Raw genomic sequence first — 19,261 nt, 5'->3', positions numbered from 1 at the left:
TTTTTATTATTAGTGAAACTGAACGTCATTTATAACATCGCTTCCGACCATACGGTTGATTGCCGATATAAGTCTGTCGCGGTTGAAGGATAGTTCGTTTTTGAGAGGCGCTGAAGTCATGTAGACGTGGAGAACGCCATGGTCTACGAAACGGCGTGTGGTGTAGCGGTTTATTGACGGACCGACAACGTCGACCCACGCTGCCGCGGCCCGCTGTTCGTTGAGAGAGTCTGTCATGCCTGCGCGTGCCATAGCCTCGTCGATTATTCCCGCTATATGTTTTGGATATGTACGTTTCATGATTCTGTCGGGGTGAAAATACCGTTTTCGACGCTCCACATGCGGTAGTCGCCGCCTGTGCGGTGCATTATTTCGTCGAGATGCGTACGGTTTGTATCGGTTATGAATATCTGTCCGAATGAATCGGAGGTGACAAGTTCCATTATCCGTTCGACACGCGATGCGTCGAGCTTGTCGAATATATCGTCGAGCAGCAATATGGGGCGCATCCCTGTTGCTGAATGGAGAAAATCATACTGAGCGAGGCGCAGCGCTATGGTGAATGTCTTGCATTGTCCCTGAGAACCGATGCGTCTCATGGGCATTCCGTCCAGCTCCATGCCTATGTCGTCGCGGTGAATGCCGACAGATGTGTGTTTCACAATCTCGTCGTGCCGGCGCGCTTCGTCAAGAAGAGCCTGCATTGTCGCCCCCTCGCGGTTTAGGCCGCTCTGGTAGCTGAGTGTGACTGTCTCTGAGCTTCCTGCGATAGCTTTGTAGTAGCGGTCGAAAATCTCGGTCAGAGCGGCTATGCGTTCCTTACGCACATCGTGGATATAGCTTGCCGACATGTCCATGACTATCTCTACTGCCGCATAGAGGTTTGCATCGACCACGCCTTCGCGCAAGAGTTTGTTGCGTTGTTCGAGTGCGCGGGTGTAGCGGATGAGGTGGTCGAGATACACCGGGTCGCTTTGCGATATGACCACGTCCATCCAATGGCGGCGTTCCTCGCCGCTTTCGCGGATGAGGTCAATGTCCTGCGGAGCTACCATCACCAGTGGAAAGCAGCCTATGTGTGAGCTAAGGCGGTCATACTCTTTCCCTCCACGTTTGAGGGTTTTACGGCGTGATGACGAGAGCCCGAGCATAAGTTCTTCGTCAATTCCTTTGCGGACGTAGCGTCCGCGTGCGATTGCGAAGTCTTCATCACGCCTGATAAGCATTTTATCAGGCACACGCGAAAAACTCTTGCAGAAGCTGAGAAAGTATATGGCATCGAGCATGTTGCTTTTGCCCATGCCGTTGTTGCCAAGAAAACAGTTGACTTTACCCGAAAACTCCAGCCGGGCTTCAGGTATGTTCTTAAAATTGGTAAGTGATAGTTCCTCCAGCCTCATATTGCTACAAAAATACTCATTTTCCGTGTGACGGATATAAAAATAGAACCATAAAAATTCAGAAATAACAAAAATTACAGATTTACAGTCCGCTTTTATTTCCGACGGAAGTAAATCTGTAATTTTTATATTTCGAATTATGGATGTTTAGAGGCTATGGGAGTCTGTTACTTTCCATTTACGATTTCCATGATGATTTTGGGGAGTTCGGTGTTGTCGTTGAATGATGCGAATTTCTCTGCACCCACTCCGACAGCGTAGACAGGGACGAGGCCGCCGCTGTGGCCGTTTGTTGTCCATCCGAGGCCGGTAAAGCTGTCAAGGACTCTGAATACTTTGACTGTGAACTCGTCAAAATTCTTATAGAGAGTCTTCTGGTCCGATCCGCTCTGGTGGAGAATGCAGCGTTCGAAGTCCTCCTTGAGCATGGCTGTCTGTTCGGGTGTGACAGGGACATGTGACCAGAAACCGAGTTTTTCTTTGAGAAAGTCCTCCATATCGTCCCAGCGATAGGCACGACGGCTACGGGCAAGACTGCGGCAATAGTCAGAGAATTCATCCTTTGAAATCTTCTGATAGTCGTAGTAGCCAAGATTAAGGTTATAGCCGACAGCGTTGTTGCCAAGCCCCATACCGCCTGTTTCATGGTCGGCTGTCACTACGATGAGAGTTTCGTCGGGGTGTGCGAGATAGTACTTATAGGCAATGGCGAGAGATTCCTGAAAGTTAAGCATCTCTTTTATGATTGTCCCTCCGTCGTTTGCATGTCCGGCATGATCGATGTTACCGCCTTCGACCATCATGAAAAAGCGGTCGCGGCCATTGCGTTCGAGATGTTTGATGCAGGCTTCGGTCATTGCCGGGAGTGTGAGCGCACCGGGGATGGAGTCGATTGTATAGCCAATGTTTGAAGTGCGGTCTTCGAACGGAGAAAGCATGAGCACACGGCGAGATGTGATGGTGTCGAATCCTTCAGTGCCACGGATCACACGGACATTGTTTTCAGCGAATATGTCCATGAGATCGGTCTTTTCACCTGTCTTTTTGTTCTTTGTGCCGCGAAGGTTGGAACCTCCGATAAAGTCATAGCCGCATGATGCCGCGTCCTTTCCGATTTCATAGTACATCGAACGTGCGGGGACGTGTGTATAGAATGCTCCGGGTGTTGCATCGTCGGGATATACTGATGTGACAAGTCCTATTCCATATCCGTCGTCGAAAAGAGTCTTGGCTATCGAAGTGACGGCGGTTGAGTCGGCAGCCATGCCGAGCATTCCGTTCTTTGTCTTATGGCCTGAGGCAAGGGCAGTTCCTGCAGCTGCGGAGTCTGTCACGGGCGATGATGCCGAATATGTTGTAGCTACGGCTGAAACGGGAAATTGCATCATCAGCAGATGATCTTTATTGCCGAGTACGGTCCGGTTATAGGCTTCAGCTCCCATAACCTGCCCCATGCCCATACCGTCGCCAATGTAGTAGAATATGTATTTCGGTGAATTAGCGAATACCGAACCTGCGACGAGAACTGACGCGATGGCTGAAATAAATCTGTGTTTCATCAGTGTTATAATGATTTAAGTTAGATATTGTTGAATTTTAGAATCTCATCAATCGGATGGCGTGAGTTTGACAAGCGTGGCACTTTGCGCTGGCCTCCCAGTTTGCCTGTCGATGCGAGCCATGCCTCGAATACTCCGGGACGTCCTTTGACAACTGTCAGTGGGTCGAGAAATATTCCGTGGCTTCGTTTGGCCTCATAATCACTGTTTTCGTGCTGCAATGCTATGTCGAGTTTAGAGGCGAATTCGTCAATCGACGCTGGCTCGCGGTTGAATTCGATGAGCCATTCGTGTCTTCCGCGCGAATGGTCAGAGGCATAAACCGGAGCTGCCGTGTAGTTGGCTATATCGCAATCAAGCTCCCGGCATACTTTTGTCAGAGCCGCTTCAGCATTCTGCACCATGAGTTCCTCGCCAAATGCGTTGATGTAGCTCTTGGTCCGTCCTGATATGGTTATTTTTAGAGGATTGACAGATTCTATTCTGACAGTGTCGCCTATCGGATAGCGCCAGAGACCGTTGCATGAGCTGATGACCATAGCGTAGTTTTCACCCTCCTCGACTTCCCATGACGGGATGATTTCAGGGCGGTCGCTTTCAGCATCGTCGACATGGATGAATTCAAAGAAAGTTCCGCAGTCGAGCAATAGAAGGAGCGACGGGTCGTCAATGGCATTCTGAAGGGCGAAGAATCCTTCCGAGGCGTTGTAACATTCGAGATAACGCATTTTCGGAGAGGTGATGTGGCTGTATTGTTCATGATACGGAGCCATTGAGATTCCTCCGTGAAAAAAGACTTCGAGGTTTGGCCATACATCATGAATGCTTGAAACACCCTCTTTGGCAATGATTTGCTTCAGGACTGTGAGAAACCATGACGGGACTCCGGAAATGTTGGTGATGTTTTTGCCTGCTGCTGCTTTGACCAACGCCGGGAGTTTTACGGACCAGTCTTCGAGGAGCGCAATCTGCTTCGACGGGATACGGAAGAAATTGGCAACAGGATTTATATTGTCTATCAGATTGGCTGACAGGTCGCCGACCTTTACTCCTGATTTCAGGTTAAGTTCATTGGCAAAACTGCCGCCGAGTATGAAACTCTTACCTGAAAATATTCGGCTGTCGGGATAGAGGTTGAGATAGTGGGCCACGACGTCTGCTCCGCCTTTGTAGTGGGATCTTGCAAATGACTCGCGTGTGACGGGAATGTATTTGCTTTTTCCGTCGGAAGTCCCTGACGATTGTGCGAAATTGCGGGTAGCTCCGGGCCAGAGGATATCTTTCTCGCCCTCAATCATCCTCATAATCCAAGGACGTAGTTCTGAATATGGGACGGTGGTCGGTAGAGCTATGCGGTATTCATCATATGTTCTGACATCTGAGAGCCCTTTCTCGGCTGCCCACCTCGTTTTCCTGAGAGCGCAGAGCAACAGTTCGAGTTCAGATAGCTGTATCTCCCGCGTGTGTCCTGTCCATGAACGGGAAGCGTTGACACGCCTGCCAAACAGCGCACGTGCAAAGGGGGTGAAGTCCATTTCGTGTTTTTTATCGTTTTAAGGATTAGAAAGATTGGCAGTCATGTCGGGCTGCTTCTGCCGTATAGCCTAAAGTTCGTCGGGATGTTTACGATAATATTCTTTCAGCAACGGACCTATGTTGAAATAGAATCCGCCTTTTGGCTTACCTTCCGAATCCTTGACGGTTATATATTCGTATGACGGGTCGTAGAACACGTGGTCTGCGACCGTATAGTCCATCATGTTGAGCAACACGTATTCGTGTTGAGGCTCTATGACATACCAAGCGTTTTCCTCATCCTCGCCTGTCCCCGTCGAGACGATGGCCATGAGGAGATAGTTGAGCTTGTATTGCCATATATTGGCAAGATTGGTCTTGCCTTTTTCACGAAGTGCGTTTATGAGCATCACCATTTCTCCGAGATTGAACGGATTGTCGGCGAGGGCCTTCTCGGCATATGCTATCACGGAGTCACATTCCTGACGTGTCAGTTTAGAGGAACGGTTGAGTACGTTGTAGTGGATGTCGCGCTGCGACGAGCGATAAGGATTGTAGTCTTCCTGAAACATGTAGCCGAGATACAGGTGACGGTATTTGTCGATTTTCATCAGCGTGTCGTTGCGTTGGAATTCCTGCATGAGTCTCGGATAATAGTACTGAGATTTAGAGTCGAGAGTTTCCAGTCTGATTTTTTCAAGGTCAGGCTTTTCACGCTTAAGTTTGTTTATCTGGGCGGACGCGCCGGTAATCAGGAATAGTGAGAATATGATTGAGATGACAGTTCGCATATTGGAGAAACAGTTGTTTTTTGTTGGGAGAAGTTGGAAATTGTTACTGATTGAGGATTGCCGCAAACCAGAGGACTGAAGTACCGGCCATGCACATGGTCACTACTGCCGGGAGTCCCTTGGCGCAAAGATAGTTTAAAAATTTGGAAGATGGAAATTCCATGATGCTTCCTGCCGGGGTGCGGCTGTAGGCTATTCCGCCGAGTATAGCACCGGCCACCGCTCCTACAATCATCCATTCGTGTGATATTGCCAGTCCGACGAATGTTCCCGCAAGAGCCGCTCCGGCTATATAGCCCACGCCACGGCGTGAGGATGTAATCTTTTTAGGGAGCATATATTCGAGACATATGACTATCGCTGTTGCTATGCCCCAGAATATAAGCGAGTTTGTGGCAGGGATGTCGGCAATTGTAAGCCCGATTCCGAGAAGGCCGAGATAGGTGGTCGGGCAGGCCAGACGGTTGGAGAGGAATGTAAGTATGATTCCGGCTATGAGCAGGAGGATACACACCACTGTGATGGCAATTATGACGGTTGCGGCAGTTCCCATAGGGTAAGCGATAGTTGAAGTGATACGTGTTAAGGACAGACAGTCTGATGGCCCTTTCAATTTTTTAACGTTGATTCCATACGTATTGTTGCTTGCTTAAGTAGCTATTGTTTAAAATTTGTTTTTAAAGTAACGGCCTGATTTTTGCATGAACAAGTATTTTTATGTAAATTTGTAGGTTGAAGAATAATTTTGTAATTCCAACGTAATTTCTTTGGTTTAAAAGATGGATGGCAAGACCGATGATAATTCTTTGTTGAGTTCCGGAACAGCTAAAAAGCGTCTGGGCTCATACTTGCTGAAATACGGCGTTCCGCTTGTTATTTCAGTTGGCTTGTGTTGGCTGCTGTTTCATAACGAAGATATTAATCCGGCTAAGATGTGGAACATCATCCGGCGTGATTGCGATTTCAGGTGGATAGGACTCAATATATTTTTCGGGATTATGGCTCAGGTGTTTCGTGCGGCGCGCTGGCAGATACAGCTCCGTGCGCTTGGCATCCGCCCCTCTTTCGGACAGCTCGTATTGAGTATATTGGGAACTTACTCCGTCAATCTTGTCTTTCCGCGTCTTGGCGAAGTGTGGCGCACAGGATACATAGCCAATAGGGAAAAAGCGCCGTTTACAACTGTCTTCGGGTCGATGGTAGCTGACCGTCTGGCCGATACGGTGGCAGTCTTTATTCTGCTGCTGCTCACTTTCATCCCTGCCGGCACACAGCTTAAAGCCTATCTCGGACAGGATGGCGGAATGCTGTCAAAACTTCTTGACCTACTTGGCTCGCCTTTGCTTTGGGGTGCTTTCATCGCGACTCTTGTGGTCTGCATCTGGCTTTTTGTCCGTTATCCCGAACAGAAAATCATTAAGAGAATCAAGGGGATATGGTCAGGATTGTGGAAGGGTTTTGCCGTCATTGTAAAGATGCGCGGTAAAGGACTGTGGCTCTGCTACACGGTTTTGCTTTGGGGTTCGTATATCACGGCTCTCTATTGTGCCTTCCTGTCGTTTCCGCTGACGGCCGAGATGATGGCACGTTATGGCATCGCCGCACTTGCCGTATGTTTTGTGTTTACAAGTATTTCGATGGGAGTGCCGTCAAACGGTGGCATCGGACCTTATCAGTGGGCCATGATGTTTGGCATAACTCTCTTTTCATCCGGTATTTCCGGGCTTACACGTGAATATGCCCTGACATTTGCAAATATGCTTATGGGGGTGCAGACTCTCGTGCTTATTATGCAGGGCTTGCTTACGTTCGGCTGCATTGCACTATCTAAACGACATAAATAATTGAAAATTAGGAATGAAATTTGACGATAGCGACAAGGATTATTTCCTGCACGACTTTTCAAAAGACAATGTGAGTGACGGTGGAATGGCTGATACCGCCGGTCAGAAAGTCATGGATAATTCAACCGACACCGGGACAAAGTCTCCGGAATTTGATTTTGGCGACACTGACGGTCAGGATACAGAGGATATGCCAGTCAAGCCGCGCCGGAGGGGCAAACGCATATTGATATGGTTTTTCATCATAATCATCTGTGCGTTAGGGCTGACGGTGTGGATAAGATATTTTGTACCTTACGTGACCGAATCACAGTCGACCGGTTTTGTGACGCTCGTCGAGAAGAGAGGCATTGTTTTTCATACGTTTGAAGGCGAGATGGTGAGCGAGTCGCAACTTGCCGATACACAGAGAGTTTATTCCCGCGACGTATATTTCAGTATTCCTGATGACAATCTTGCCCGTCGCCTACAGCAATATCAGGGAAGCGGCACGCCTGTCAGACTGACGTTCAAACGCTATTACGGCACTCTCCCATGGCGTGGAGCTTCCAACAACATTCTGGTCTCCTTTACCCCTGTGCAGTAGCACAGTTCACAGATAGCTTGAATATAATTATATTTAAAAAGACTTTTCCATTGGACTATAGAATATTACCTCCCGACGGTTTTTTAGAAACCAGACTCAGTCTCCCGCTTTCCAAAAGCATGAGCAACCGCGCTTTGATAATCAATGCGCTCACTTCCGGGGCTGCAAGGCTTGAGAATGTTGCTGAATGTGACGATACCGATGCCATGCGCGAAGCTTTGGCTACGCCTGACGCCGATGTCATCAATATCGGCGCAGCCGGGACTACGATGCGTTTCCTGACTGCATATTTTGCTGCCAAGGAAGGCTCAGACCTGATTCTTGACGGTAGCGAGCGGATGCGTCAACGTCCCATAAAGGTGCTTGTCGAGGCTCTCCGTGCTCTTGGCGCGGACATTGACTATGCAGGAGAGGAGGGATTCCCTCCCCTTCGTATCCGCGGACGCAGGCTCAAGGGTGGCGAGCTGACCCTCGATTCATCGGTAAGCTCGCAATATATCTCAGCATTGCTGATGGTTGCTCCTACAATGACTGAAGGACTGAAACTTACCTTTGCGGGTGAGACCGTTTCGCGTCCGTACATCCTGATGACACTCAAGATGATGGAAGATGCAGGCGTTGAAAGCGAGTTTTTTGACGGTGTTGTCACAATTCGTCCTCAGTCCTACCGTCCGTTTGACTTCAAGATTGAAGGAGACTGGAGCGCGGCTGCTGCATGGTATGAGATAGAGGCTATCTCGTCGGGTGCTGTGACGATAGATAATCTTTCGTGTGAATCCTGTCAGGGCGACCGCAAGCTTGCCGATATATTCACCCGACTCGGTGTCGATACGCAGTGGGAAGGCGAGGAGGGCGGATCAGACCTCATCCCTTCGCCTGATCAGGATGCCAGACTCCGTGTGGACTTCTCTGACACTCCGGATCTTGCGCAGTATGTCATCGTCACCTGTGTCATGCTCGGGATTCCGTTTCATTTCACAGGGCTTTCGACACTTGCCATAAAGGAGACAGACCGCGTCAGTGCCCTGAAAACCGAACTGGCTAAAATCGGAGTCTTCATTCAGCCCGAAGGAAACGACGTAGTGTCGTGGGAGGGACAGCGCCGCCCGATTGACGCTTTACCAGTGTTTGAGACCTATGCAGACCACCGTATGGCAATGTGTCTCGCCCCCATTTCTTTATTCCTTCCCGGAATTATCATCAAGGATGTCGAGGTTGTAGCCAAATCCTATCCCGGATTCTGGGATGCGCTTCGTGAGGCCGGGTTTACGCTTCTTGACGGTGACGCACCGCTTCCTGACCCGGTGGAAGAATAACCCAAATCAGCTTTATCCCAATGACAGGCGCTCTGATTATACTTGCCGTGACTGTTGTCACGGGCCTGATACTGTATCTCACACACCGTCCCGATAAGGATGGTGAAGCCGCAGCCGAACCTTCGGTCGCTGAGGAGGAGTGTTGCGGGCTTCATGCCGTGTGTGAGAAAGGTCTTTCGGCTGACGGTAAACCGGTTTATTATGATGATGAGGAACTTGACCGTTTCGCAGGCCGTCAACCCGACGGGTATTCCGAGGATGAGGAGGAGGAATTTCGTGAAGTGCTCTATACATTGCTGCCGGATGATATCTATCCGTGGGGAGTGTCGCTCACACAGCGCAATGTGGCTCTTCCGACGTCCTTACGCGACGAGTGGCTGATGATGGTGGACGATGCTGTAAGGAGGAATAATAATTTAAAAGCTTGATTGATAAGTGGAAATATTCGGCTATGACTTTTTTCGTAATGCCCTTGTCGGTATTCTGTTGCTGAGTGTGGCATCGGCTGTTATAGGCACATATATAGTTACGCGACGTCTCGTCTCGATTTCAGGAGGTGTGACACATGCCTGTTTCGGAGGACTCGGGCTGGGATATTTTCTTGGCTGTAATCCAGTGCTCATGGCCGGAGTGTTTGCCGTAGCCTCATCGTTGGGTGTACAGTGGATGTCTAAGAGCCATAGAGTCAGAGAGGATTCTGCCATTGCAGTCGTCTGGGCCCTTGGTATGGCCTTGGGTACGTTGTTCATATTTATGACACCCGGTTATGTGCCTGAGCTTAATGCCTTTCTTTTTGGTAATGTGCTGACCATAACAAGCGGTGATTTGTGGTCGTTTGGTATTTATACCGCTCTGCTGCTTATTTTCTTCGCTTGTTTTTTCCGAAAGATTGTCATATGCGCTTTTGACCCGGATTTTGCCCGGGTGCGTCATTTGCCTGTAACTTTCATCACTACTGCCATGACTGTGGCTGTGGCCGTGTGCATTGTCCTGACAATACGCCTTGTCGGAGTGATGCTTCTCATGTCGATGCTTGCTCTTCCCCAGATGATTTCCGAAACTTTCTGTCATAGATTTAAATCAATGATGCTTCTTTCGGTTCTCGTATCGGTTGTCTGCTGTGTAGCCGGTTTGTTGCTTGGAACGGTTATCGATGTGCCGTGTTCGGCTCTCATAGTCCTGATAATGACCGTAGTTTATGTCGTGACGCGCGTTTATTCACTGCTGAAATTCCATTGACTATCTGCTAACTTTTTGGGATGTGAGTTGTTTTTATAAGAAATAAAAACTATTTTGCAATCCTCTTAATAATCATGTCACAGAGTTGTCGGATTCTCGATGGCTCTGTGTTTTTTTTATATATGTCTGTAAATAAAAAAGATATATAACATTATTTATTAGTGCATTTAAAATGAAGTTTTATCATTTGATTTATAATTTTAAGAATTAATTTGGATATATATAACCTATCTGTTATATTTGCAAACTAAAAGTGCTGTATAATACTATGTGTTATTTAGTCTATTTTGATCACGTTTAGTCTATTTATATTACTCTAATTCCATGAAACAGTTGATTAAGAGTCTTTTGCTCGTGTTGCTTTTTTCATCAGTGACTGTGTCACTCTCGGCGAAAGACGATGAGCTCTCCATTTCAGGTCGGGTGAGAGATGCCATAACCAAGGCAGATCTCATAAATTCCTATGTGTTGTTGTATGACTCCTCAGGAAACATAAAGGATTCCATTAAGGCTGACAAGGGTTCAAGATTCACCGGTGATGAAGTAGTCCCGATGGCTTATTTTGTATTTCCTGTCCCTCGTGTGGATTCGACTTATGTTTTTGACGTCGTTTGTCCCGGCTATATTACTGAAACCATTAGCTATCGTGTGGAAAAAATCGGGAAAAGAGAGAGTTACCGTGCCGTACCGCCGATTTACCTCAAACGCGAGCCACAGAAGCTTGGTGAAGTGACGGTAACTGCCTCCAAAATTAAATTCTACAATAAGGGTGACACTTTGGTTTTCAATGCCGATGCCTTTCTGCTCGCCGAAGGTTCGATGCTCGACGCACTGATAGCCCAGCTGCCGGGTGTGGAACTCAATGACAATGGCCAGATTAAGGTCAACGGTCAGTATGTAGAGTCGCTTCTGCTCAACGGCAAGGAGTTTCTCGATGGCAACAATCAGCTGATGCTTGAAAACATCGGCGCATACACCGTCAAGAACATCGAGGTCTACGAAGGGCAGACGAAACTTGAAAAATGGCGTAACGAGCCTAACGCCGAAAAGCATCTGACAATGGATGTAAAGCTTAAAAAGGAATACAACATAGGTCTATTGCTTAATGCTCAGGGTGGTTATGGAACAGAAAACCGGTATATGGGACGCTTGTTTGCTTCGTGGTTCACACCCACCACGAAACTCACGCTCATAGGTAACATCAACAACCTCAATGATAACCGTAAGCCCGGTAAGAGTGATACATGGACTCCTGATATGATGCCTTCGGGCACACGGGAATATAAGATGGGGGCTTTTAACTATAACTATGAGAATCTGGAGCAGACCCGTAGTTTCAACGGATATGTCAACGTAGAGGAAAATTCGACAAACAACCGCACTACCCTCGCGCGCACCAACTTCCTAAGCGGAGGCAATACGTTTGACAATTCATTCAGCCGCAGTAAAAACAGTCAGCTGAAACTTGAAACCAGAAACTACTATAACCAATACAGCGAAAATTGGTTTTATGGTGGAATGTTACTTGGGAGATATATAAAGCGCGACAACAGTTCATCGTCAATCTCGGCTACGTTTGACAAAGAGCAGGCCGGCATCACCTATGCAGCGCTTGAAGCGCTCTATAGCGACGGCTCTCCCGAAAGACTCGACGCTGTGATTAACCGTTCCATAACCCGGAGCGATGGGAGCAGGCATGAAGGCGAGGTGCAGGTGTATCCGGCATTCGAATATAAAATTCCGCGTACAAATGACCGTCTGTATTTAGAATTGGGTGTTAAATACAAGGATGAGAAGGAAGATCGCTGGCGCGACTATAATATAAACTATGGTGCTGACCCTACCCCGGCCGTCACTCGCCGTCAGTATTTCGACAATTCGCCTAATCAGACTCTTACGTTTGACGCTACAGTAGGCTACAGGACATTCGTGTGGAAATTGAATCTTGGCCTTAACTACAGCTACCGATTCCTGAACCGTGACCGTGACTCATACATGTATGCCCTTGACCAATTGACCGATATGGGAGTCTACGGAACTCTGCCGGGAGCTTATCTCGACTCTTTTGACCCCAATAACAGTTATACTTCCCGACTGATTGAAAATAAGCACGATTTATGTCCTGACCTTACATTTTTTAGGGATATGAACCAAAATGCTCTGCTAATTTCAGTGAGACCGACAATTTCTCTATTGCATCAGCATTTCGATTACTGGCGCGCGAGCCGTTCATATCTGGTCAGCAGAACTTCAATGCTTTATGCGTTGGGACGTTATTCGGCAAGGATTGATTTCCAGATGGGTAAGAAACCGGGTAAGGGGCGGAGAGAGTCATACCGCAATCAGTTTGTCTATGAATACAGGCTCGACACAAAGACTCCAGATCTTGTCCACATGGTTGACATTGTCAATGATTCCGATCCGCTCAACATTTCGCTCGGAAATCCTGACCTGAAAAATGCCTATGTCCACAATCAGACACTGACATGGAGCTACAAGGCTCACGACACACCGGTCAACAACACATTGCGTCTTGGCTATGAACTCACCTCACGTGCTCTTGTGAGAGGCTATACTTACGACACATCGACAGGTGTGCGCCGTAACCGCACGTATAACGTCGACGGCAATAATTCACTCTCGGCAACCAACAATTTCAATCTCCAGTTCGGCGCAAAGCAGGAATTCATGCTGAGCACCTCGACCGACGGACGTATCATCAACTCTGCCGACATGATCGGTGTAAATCTCGAAGACCCTGTGAAATCGAAGGTAAAGACCGTGACTTTCAATCAGGGGATTAAGTTCGGATGGCAGATCGGGAAGCAGAATCTGGAGTTTGGCGGAAAATATACCAACCGCCACACTACTTCATCGCGCGAGGATTTCGCAACCATCAATGCCAACCACTACAACTACGGCATCATCGGCCAGTTTGTCCTTCCCGGCGGTTTCGGCATCAATACCGATTTCATGTTCTATACCCGCGATGGCTACGGTGTCCGCGAGCTTGACACGACCGATGCTATCTGGAACGTCCGCATGACCTACACTCCCAAGGGTGGACGCTGGGTGTTTATGGTCGATGGTTTCGATATGCTCCATCAGCTCTCCAACGTCAATTATGCCGTGAATGCTCAGGGACGCACAGTCTCTTATACGAATGCACTTCCGCGCTATGTCCTCTTTTCTGTCCAATACAGGCTTAGTAAGCAACCTAAGAAACGATAATACTGACATATAGAAACAATCAGGAGTCGCGGAAATCAGATTTACGCGACTCCTGATTGTTTTTATATATGTGTGATAATATCTCTATGAGAGTGCTTTTTTGGCGTTCTGAGTGTCACGTTCAAGCTGTTCACGGAGTTTTTCGGTTGACGAAAACCGTTTTTCCGGACGCAGGAAGCTTATGAATTCAACAGTCACCTCCTCGTCATAAAGATAGCCCGTATAGTCAAAGATATGTGCTTCAATGGATATTTCGCCTTGTCCCTCAATGTCAGATACAGTAGGCCGGAAACCGATGTTGACCATCGCCTGACGACGCTTTCCGTCAGGAGTGATGACATAGGCCGCATATGCCCCGGGCTTTGGGATAAGGATACTTTTATCAGTGACATTCAGATTGGCTGTCGGAAATCCGAGGGTGCGTCCGAGCTTCTGTCCGGAGGTCACAATGCCACGCAGTCCGTAGGGGTAGCCGAGGGCCTCAGCCGCTTTTTCGGGATTGCCTGTAAGGAGATGATGGCGTATGACTGAGGAACTTACCGGAAAAGCAGAGCCTCTGTATTCCGGAGCGGGAATTACCTCTACCCCTACTTCCTTACCGATTTCACGATATTCTTCAAGCGTCTTCGGACGGTCGTGTCCGAAGCGGTTATTGAATCCTAACACGAGCGTGTCGATACCATATGACTTGTGGAGGGTATTCAGAAATTCGCGGGCGCTTTTATAACGCAGCCGGTCATTGAAGGTGAGGATTATAATGTCCTCGACACCGGCATTTCCGAGACGTAGCAGACGGTCCTCAAGCGATGTCAGCAGTCCGGGTGTCTCAAGAGGCCTGACCACTGACAGCGGGTGTCGGGAGAAAGTGATGACAGCAGGCGTCAGTTTTCGGCTATCCGCTTCGAGACGCAGATAGTCAATCAGAAATTTGTGTCCCGCATGGACTCCGTCATACATTCCTACGGCTGCTATCCGCCGGCGCGAAGTGTCGCTTTTGGTTATGATTCTCATGATTGCTTGATTGATGGAGAGGTCTGTTTGAGGGTCGCTGTTTGATTAACGCCTTTGGCTATCGAGGTGTTCTGTTGTCAATTCAAAAACTCATCGAGAAGATTTTTGAATTCGTCGCCCGGCCTTACGAGTACGGCATTGAACCCATAGGAGCGTGCAGCATCTACATTAGCCTGTGAATCATCGAAAAAGAGTGTTTCCTCAGGCTTAATTTGGCCTTCCCGCTCGGTGTAATCGAAAATTTCTTTACCGGGTTTGCAGCATCCGGCTTCATATGATGTGAATATTCCGTCGAAATAGTCGGCCATTTCAAGGCTTTCCTTTCGGAATTCTTCAGCGATGCGGCTGTTGATCATTATCGGGTTTGTGTTCGACAGCAGATATATTTTATAATCCTTGCGCAGAGCGCGTAGCGCTTCAAGACGTTCGACGGGTATGCCCACGAGAAATTCATTGAAGGCGCTGTCTATTTCATCGTCGCTTACCTCTGCCCTGTCGATCATCGGGCGGACTTGCCGGTGAAATTCATCGGCATCGATTTTTCCTGATTCAAGGGCGAGAAAAGCACCCTTCTGGCCATATACGCCGAGAAAATCGTCGGCATCTTTCATTCCAAGCCGCTCGAAGGCTCTCACACAGCGGTCGCGGTCGAGGTCCATGATGACACCTCCGAGGTCGAAAAGCAGATTTTTTATCATTTTGCCTTATATGTCAATAAATTCTGTTAAGTGAAGGCAAATTTAAGAAAATATCCCCGATTTTTTTGTAAATTTGCGCTTTAATTATCACCGACACGTAATTGAAGTATTTCTATCACATCATAAAACGTGGAAACTAAGTACATTTTTGTCACAGGTGGCGTAGTGTCGTCACTCGGCAAGGGAATCATCTCTTCTTCGTTGGCATGTCTTTTAAAGGCACGCGGTTTCAGGGTCACCATACAGAAATTTGACCCCTATATCAACATCGACCCCGGAACTCTCAATCCATATGAGCATGGCGAATGCTACGTGACAGTTGACGGACATGAGGCGGATCTTGATCTCGGTCATTACGAACGTTTTACGAATATCCAGACCACAAGAGCCAATAATGTTACTACAGGCCGGATATATAAGAGCGTAATCGAAAAGGAGCGCCGGGGAGATTATCTCGGCAAGACAGTCCAGATCATCCCTCATATCACCGATGAGATCAAGCGTAATGTAATGGCTCTCGGAAAGACAGGGAACTTTGATTTCGTCATTACTGAAATCGGTGGCGTTGTCGGTGACATAGAGTCACTTCCATTCCTTGAGGCAGTGCGCCAGTTGCGCTGGGAACTTGAAGACAACTGTATTTGCGTACATCTTACATATGTCCCCTATATCGCTGCTGCCAAAGAGCTAAAGACAAAGCCGACGCAGCATTCCGTAAAGCAGCTTCAGCAGCTTGGAATCCAGCCTGATGTGCTTGTTTTGCGTACGGAACACGACATACCGCAGGCCATGCGAAAGAAAATCGCACAGTTCTGTAACGTCGCTCCCGACGCTGTCATCCAGAGTGTGGATGCCAGAAGTATCTATGATGTGCCTGTCCTTATGCACGAGCAGCATCTTGACGAAATCGTGATGCGCAAGCTTGATATGAATCCGCAGGGACAGCCGGATATGGCTCCGTGGAAAGAATTCCTGACAAAGATGCGTACAGCCGAGAAGAAGGTGCGTATCGGTCTCGTCGGTAAATACGTTGAGCTTCAGGATGCCTATAAGTCAATATCTGAAGCACTGTTTCAATGTGCCACCTACATGGACCGACAGCTTGATCTCGTGTATATACACTCCGAGCGTGTTACCCCTGACAATGTGGACTCACAGCTGCGCGACCTTGACGGAGTCATCATAGCTCCCGGATTCGGTCAGAGAGGCATTGAGGGCAAGTTTGTCGCTCTTAAGTGGTGTCGCGAGAACGATGTACCTACATTCGGAATATGTCTGGGCATGCAATGTATGGTTATCGAGTTTGCCCGTGATGTCCTCGGGCTTTCACAGGCCAATTCTACAGAGATGCAGCCTCATACTCCCGACAATGTCATCGACCTCATGGAAGAGCAGAAATCCATCTCCAATATGGGTGGCACGATGCGTCTCGGAGCGTATGACTGTGAACTTCTGCCCGGCTCGCGTGCCGCCGAAGCATATGGCAGCACTCATGTGAAGGAGCGTCACCGTCATCGTTTCGAATTCAACAACGACTACCGTGCGCGCTTTGAGGCCGCAGGCATGAAGTGTGTCGGTGAGAATCCTGCCACTCATCTCGTTGAGGTTGTTGAGATTCCCGACCACAGATGGTTCATCGGCACTCAGTATCATCCTGAATACTCCTCGACAGTCCTTTCTCCTTCTCCCCTATTCATGGATTTCATCAAGGCTGCCATAGCCTACAAAGAAGAATGCGAAAATAAATAATAACGAAGAAATAAAACCACAATTTTCTACCCCGTAAAACCGACTCATGGACAGAAACTCAATCATCGGGCTCCTATTGATGGGCCTAATCATCTTTGGTTTCACCTACATCAACCGCCCGTCGGCCGAAGAGCTTGAACGCCAGCGCATAGAGCGTGAGCAGATGCAGGCACAGGAGGCAGCAAAGGCTACCGATAGCGGTGCATTGAAATTCGATTCAATAACTCCGGCTGAAATAGCTACAATCAAGAGCACTGTCCGTGAACTCGGCGTGACTGATTCGCTTACAGGTGTCTCTACACTGCGTGTTGATAAAGTGGATCTCCGCCTCAGTGCCGATGGTGACCTTCAGGGCACTGTCGATGCCGACGGACGTGTTGTCCCGGTTGCCGACATTATAGGCAATTCCTCCTCACTTCCTGTGACAGTAGGTATCCCCGCAACCAAAAATCTCCGTAACGCGCTCGCGACAGTTGCCCGCTACCGTGGATTTGCGCGCCATATTTCAGGCGACAGCATGACTGTCAAGCTCGAAAACAAGCTTTTGAGCCTTGAACTTTCAAATAAGGGAGGCGTGATTTCGTGTGCTACCCTTAAGGATTATGACAGTTACGATTCTACAAAAGTGAAGCTGCTTTCTCCGCAGACTGACAGGTATAGCTTCACTCTCACATCTGCGACACAGCGCTTTGAGACAAGTGAATTCTACTTTACACCTGTCCAGTTGAGCGACTCGTCAGTGTTGATGAAACTCGACCTCGGCGACGGAGCTGTCTGGGGAATCAAATATACCCTTCCTGAAGACAGCTATCTCGTTGATATTGACATCGTGCAGCAGGGAATGGAGTCTATCATCCCTTCATCTGTTGCTTCGATGGACTTTACATGGCATCAGAAGATGCGCCGCAACGAGGCCGGACGTGTGTTTGAGGAACGTAATTCGGCATTGTACTATATGTTTATTGACGGAGATGTCGATAACCTCAGCGAAAGTGGCGATGACAAGGAGGAAATCAATCAGCGCCTCAAATGGATCAGCTGCAAGAATCAGTTCTTCTCCGCCGTGCTCATGGCACGTACGAATTTCAACGGAGGAACTCTTTCAAGCGTTGAGCTGAAGGACAATCCTGACTTTATCAAGGAAATGCAGGCTGACATGTCGGTTGAATATTCAGCATCGGCAGCCAATCCCGCCTCGTTCGTCATGTATCTCGGTCCGAATTCCTATCCGGTAATGAGTTCTCTTGAAAAGGATATTTTCCCCGAAGAGAATATGCACCTCACCAAGCTCATCCCTCTCGGATGGCCGCTGTTCCGCTGGATTAACACCCTTGTCATAATCCCTGTGTTCACGCTCCTCGGCTCGTTCATCTCGAACTATGGTATTATCATCCTTCTGCTCACAATTTTCATCAAGCTGATACTTTTCCCCTTCACCTACAAGAGCATGATGTCGCAGGCTCGCATGCGTCTGCTTGCGCCTGAGATAAAGGCTATCAACGACAAGTATCCCGGCAATGAGAATGCGATGAAGCGCCAGCAGGAAACTATGGCACTCTATTCACGCGCCGGAGCCAACCCGCTTTCAGGCTGTCTGCCAATGCTGTTGCAGATGCCTATCCTTGTGGCCATGTTCTGGTTCTTCCCGTCGGCAATCGAGCTTCGCGGTGAATCCTTCCTGTGGGCGAAAGACCTTTCAGCTCCTGATGCGATCATATCGTGGACTGGCAACATCCCGTTCATATCAAGCACCTTCGGCAACCACATCAGCCTCTTCTGTCTTCTGATGACTGTCACCAATATCATATATACCCGTGTGACAATGCAGACACAGAATTCGGCTGGAATGCCGGGTATGAAGTGGATGATGTATCTCATGCCGGTAATGTTCCTGTTCATATTTAACAATTATGCGGCAGGCTTGAGCTACTACTATTTCCTCTCATTGCTCATCACCATCGTTCAGACCTACATCTTCCGTAAGGTCGTGTCAGAAGATAAGATGCGTGCCAAAATGGCTGAAGCTGCCAGAAAGCCTAAGAAGAAGTCAGGTTTCATGGCTCGTCTTGAAGAAGCACAGCGCAAGCAGCAGCAGATGCTTCGCGAGCAGCAGAAGCGTCAGGGTCGCAGATAATAATTCGTCATCATATCAACATCAAGGTCCGGATTACGCATCCAATCGTGCGGGATTCGGACCTTGATGTTGTTTTATCTGTAAGTCACATGGGTATATCTGACGTGATTTGAGTGTAATATATTGTAAAATCACGTGAGTTCGATATAAGAAATCAGAACAACGTCAATTGATTGTCCGACACGAAC

16 protein-coding genes are annotated in these 19,261 nt (G+C 48.2%); 8 read left to right on the top strand and 8 right to left on the bottom strand.

Going from position 1 to position 19,261, the window contains the following annotated elements:
- Window positions 1-9: 9 nt before the first annotated feature.
- The 6 genes from QZ311_RS11345 to QZ311_RS11320 form a co-directional block, all read right to left on the bottom strand.
- Entirely contained in the window at window positions 10-300 is a 291-nt protein-coding gene (locus tag QZ311_RS11345; RefSeq protein ID WP_297068043.1) for a DUF721 domain-containing protein, read from the bottom strand.
- Window positions 297-1,400 carry a DNA replication and repair protein RecF gene (recF, locus tag QZ311_RS11340; protein WP_297068040.1) on the bottom strand — a complete coding sequence of 368 codons (1,104 nt, stop codon included), beginning with the start codon at window positions 1,398-1,400 and terminating at the stop codon, window positions 297-299. The genes QZ311_RS11345 and recF overlap by 4 nt, the downstream gene beginning before the upstream one ends.
- Before the next feature lie 167 nt (window positions 1,401-1,567).
- Window positions 1,568-2,959 (bottom strand): alkaline phosphatase, encoded by a 1,392-nt coding sequence (locus QZ311_RS11335; protein ID WP_297068037.1) that lies wholly within the window; start codon window positions 2,957-2,959, stop codon window positions 1,568-1,570.
- Between the two features lie 20 nt (window positions 2,960-2,979).
- Entirely contained in the window at window positions 2,980-4,494 is a 1,515-nt protein-coding gene (locus QZ311_RS11330; RefSeq protein ID WP_297068034.1) for a GH3 auxin-responsive promoter family protein, read from the bottom strand.
- 69 nt (window positions 4,495-4,563) lie between these two features.
- Window positions 4,564-5,265: a DUF4919 domain-containing protein gene (locus QZ311_RS11325; RefSeq protein ID WP_297068029.1), complete on the bottom strand. Its 702-nt coding sequence runs from the start codon at window positions 5,263-5,265 to the stop codon at window positions 4,564-4,566.
- Between the two features lie 43 nt (window positions 5,266-5,308).
- Window positions 5,309-5,818, bottom strand: coding sequence for a hypothetical protein (locus QZ311_RS11320; protein WP_297068026.1), 510 nt, complete (start codon window positions 5,816-5,818; stop codon window positions 5,309-5,311).
- Window positions 5,819-6,044: 226 nt separating this feature from the next.
- On the opposite strand from QZ311_RS11320, the gene QZ311_RS11315 reads away from it, so the two are divergent.
- The 6 genes from QZ311_RS11315 (at window position 6,045) to QZ311_RS11290 (ending at window position 13,481) form a co-directional block, all read left to right on the top strand.
- Window positions 6,045-7,109 carry a lysylphosphatidylglycerol synthase transmembrane domain-containing protein gene (locus QZ311_RS11315; protein ID WP_297068023.1) on the top strand — a complete coding sequence of 355 codons (1,065 nt, stop codon included), beginning with the start codon at window positions 6,045-6,047 and terminating at the stop codon, window positions 7,107-7,109.
- Between the two features lie 13 nt (window positions 7,110-7,122).
- Window positions 7,123-7,695, top strand: a complete 573-nt coding sequence (locus QZ311_RS11310) for a hypothetical protein (protein ID WP_297068020.1) — start codon at window positions 7,123-7,125, stop codon at window positions 7,693-7,695.
- 17 nt (window positions 7,696-7,712) lie between these two features.
- Complete coding sequence (locus QZ311_RS11305) at window positions 7,713-9,011, top strand: 3-phosphoshikimate 1-carboxyvinyltransferase (protein ID WP_363323607.1); 1,299 nt, start codon at window positions 7,713-7,715, stop codon at window positions 9,009-9,011.
- 20 nt (window positions 9,012-9,031) lie between these two features.
- Entirely contained in the window at window positions 9,032-9,439 is a 408-nt protein-coding gene (locus QZ311_RS11300) for a phospholipase (protein WP_297068014.1), read from the top strand.
- Between the two features lie 7 nt (window positions 9,440-9,446).
- On the top strand, window positions 9,447-10,250 hold the full coding sequence (locus tag QZ311_RS11295; RefSeq protein ID WP_297068012.1) for a metal ABC transporter permease: 804 nt from the start codon (window positions 9,447-9,449) through the stop codon (window positions 10,248-10,250).
- 324 nt (window positions 10,251-10,574) lie between these two features.
- Window positions 10,575-13,481 (top strand): outer membrane beta-barrel protein, encoded by a 2,907-nt coding sequence (locus tag QZ311_RS11290; RefSeq protein ID WP_297068009.1) that lies wholly within the window; start codon window positions 10,575-10,577, stop codon window positions 13,479-13,481.
- A gap of 84 nt (window positions 13,482-13,565) precedes the next feature.
- Here QZ311_RS11290 and ribF read toward each other — a convergent pair whose 3' ends face one another.
- Window positions 13,566-14,492 carry a riboflavin biosynthesis protein RibF gene (gene ribF, locus QZ311_RS11285; protein WP_297068006.1) on the bottom strand — a complete coding sequence of 309 codons (927 nt, stop codon included), beginning with the start codon at window positions 14,490-14,492 and terminating at the stop codon, window positions 13,566-13,568.
- Between the two features lie 77 nt (window positions 14,493-14,569).
- Window positions 14,570-15,190 (bottom strand): HAD family phosphatase, encoded by a 621-nt coding sequence (locus tag QZ311_RS11280; protein ID WP_297068003.1) that lies wholly within the window; start codon window positions 15,188-15,190, stop codon window positions 14,570-14,572.
- A 129-nt stretch (window positions 15,191-15,319) separates the two neighbouring features.
- Here QZ311_RS11280 and QZ311_RS11275 point away from each other — a divergent pair, with 129 nt between their 5' ends.
- Both QZ311_RS11275 and yidC read left to right on the top strand, forming a co-directional pair.
- Complete coding sequence (locus QZ311_RS11275; protein WP_297068000.1) at window positions 15,320-16,939, top strand: CTP synthase; 1,620 nt, start codon at window positions 15,320-15,322, stop codon at window positions 16,937-16,939.
- Window positions 16,940-16,985: 46 nt separating this feature from the next.
- Window positions 16,986-19,073 (top strand): membrane protein insertase YidC, encoded by a 2,088-nt coding sequence (gene yidC, locus QZ311_RS11270; protein WP_297067997.1) that lies wholly within the window; start codon window positions 16,986-16,988, stop codon window positions 19,071-19,073.
- The last annotated feature ends 188 nt before the right edge of the window (window positions 19,074-19,261 follow it).

It is taken from the genome of uncultured Duncaniella sp. (assembly GCF_910578445.1).
Classification (GTDB): Bacteria; Bacteroidota; Bacteroidia; order Bacteroidales; family Muribaculaceae; genus Duncaniella.
This window is presented reverse-complemented; position numbering and strand designations above follow the sequence as displayed.

Excerpts from the sequence above, each read along its gene's own strand:
- QZ311_RS11345 (WP_297068043.1), bottom strand. The coding sequence starts at position 300 with ATGAAACGTACATATCCAAAACATATAGCGGGAATAATCGACGAGGCT.
- recF (WP_297068040.1), bottom strand. The coding sequence starts at position 1,400 with ATGAGGCTGGAGGAACTATCACTTACCAATTTTAAGAACATACCTGAA.
- QZ311_RS11335 (WP_297068037.1), bottom strand. The coding sequence starts at position 2,959 with ATGAAACACAGATTTATTTCAGCCATCGCGTCAGTTCTCGTCGCAGGT.
- QZ311_RS11330 (WP_297068034.1), bottom strand. The coding sequence starts at position 4,494 with ATGGACTTCACCCCCTTTGCACGTGCGCTGTTTGGCAGGCGTGTCAAC.
- QZ311_RS11325 (WP_297068029.1), bottom strand. The coding sequence starts at position 5,265 with ATGCGAACTGTCATCTCAATCATATTCTCACTATTCCTGATTACCGGC.
- QZ311_RS11320 (WP_297068026.1), bottom strand. The coding sequence starts at position 5,818 with ATGGGAACTGCCGCAACCGTCATAATTGCCATCACAGTGGTGTGTATC.
- QZ311_RS11315 (WP_297068023.1), top strand. The coding sequence starts at position 6,045 with ATGGATGGCAAGACCGATGATAATTCTTTGTTGAGTTCCGGAACAGCT.
- QZ311_RS11310 (WP_297068020.1), top strand. The coding sequence starts at position 7,123 with ATGAAATTTGACGATAGCGACAAGGATTATTTCCTGCACGACTTTTCA.
- QZ311_RS11300 (WP_297068014.1), top strand. The coding sequence starts at position 9,032 with ATGACAGGCGCTCTGATTATACTTGCCGTGACTGTTGTCACGGGCCTG.
- QZ311_RS11290 (WP_297068009.1), top strand. The coding sequence starts at position 10,575 with ATGAAACAGTTGATTAAGAGTCTTTTGCTCGTGTTGCTTTTTTCATCA.
- ribF (WP_297068006.1), bottom strand. The coding sequence starts at position 14,492 with ATGAGAATCATAACCAAAAGCGACACTTCGCGCCGGCGGATAGCAGCC.
- QZ311_RS11280 (WP_297068003.1), bottom strand. The coding sequence starts at position 15,190 with ATGATAAAAAATCTGCTTTTCGACCTCGGAGGTGTCATCATGGACCTC.
- yidC (WP_297067997.1), top strand. The coding sequence starts at position 16,986 with ATGGACAGAAACTCAATCATCGGGCTCCTATTGATGGGCCTAATCATC.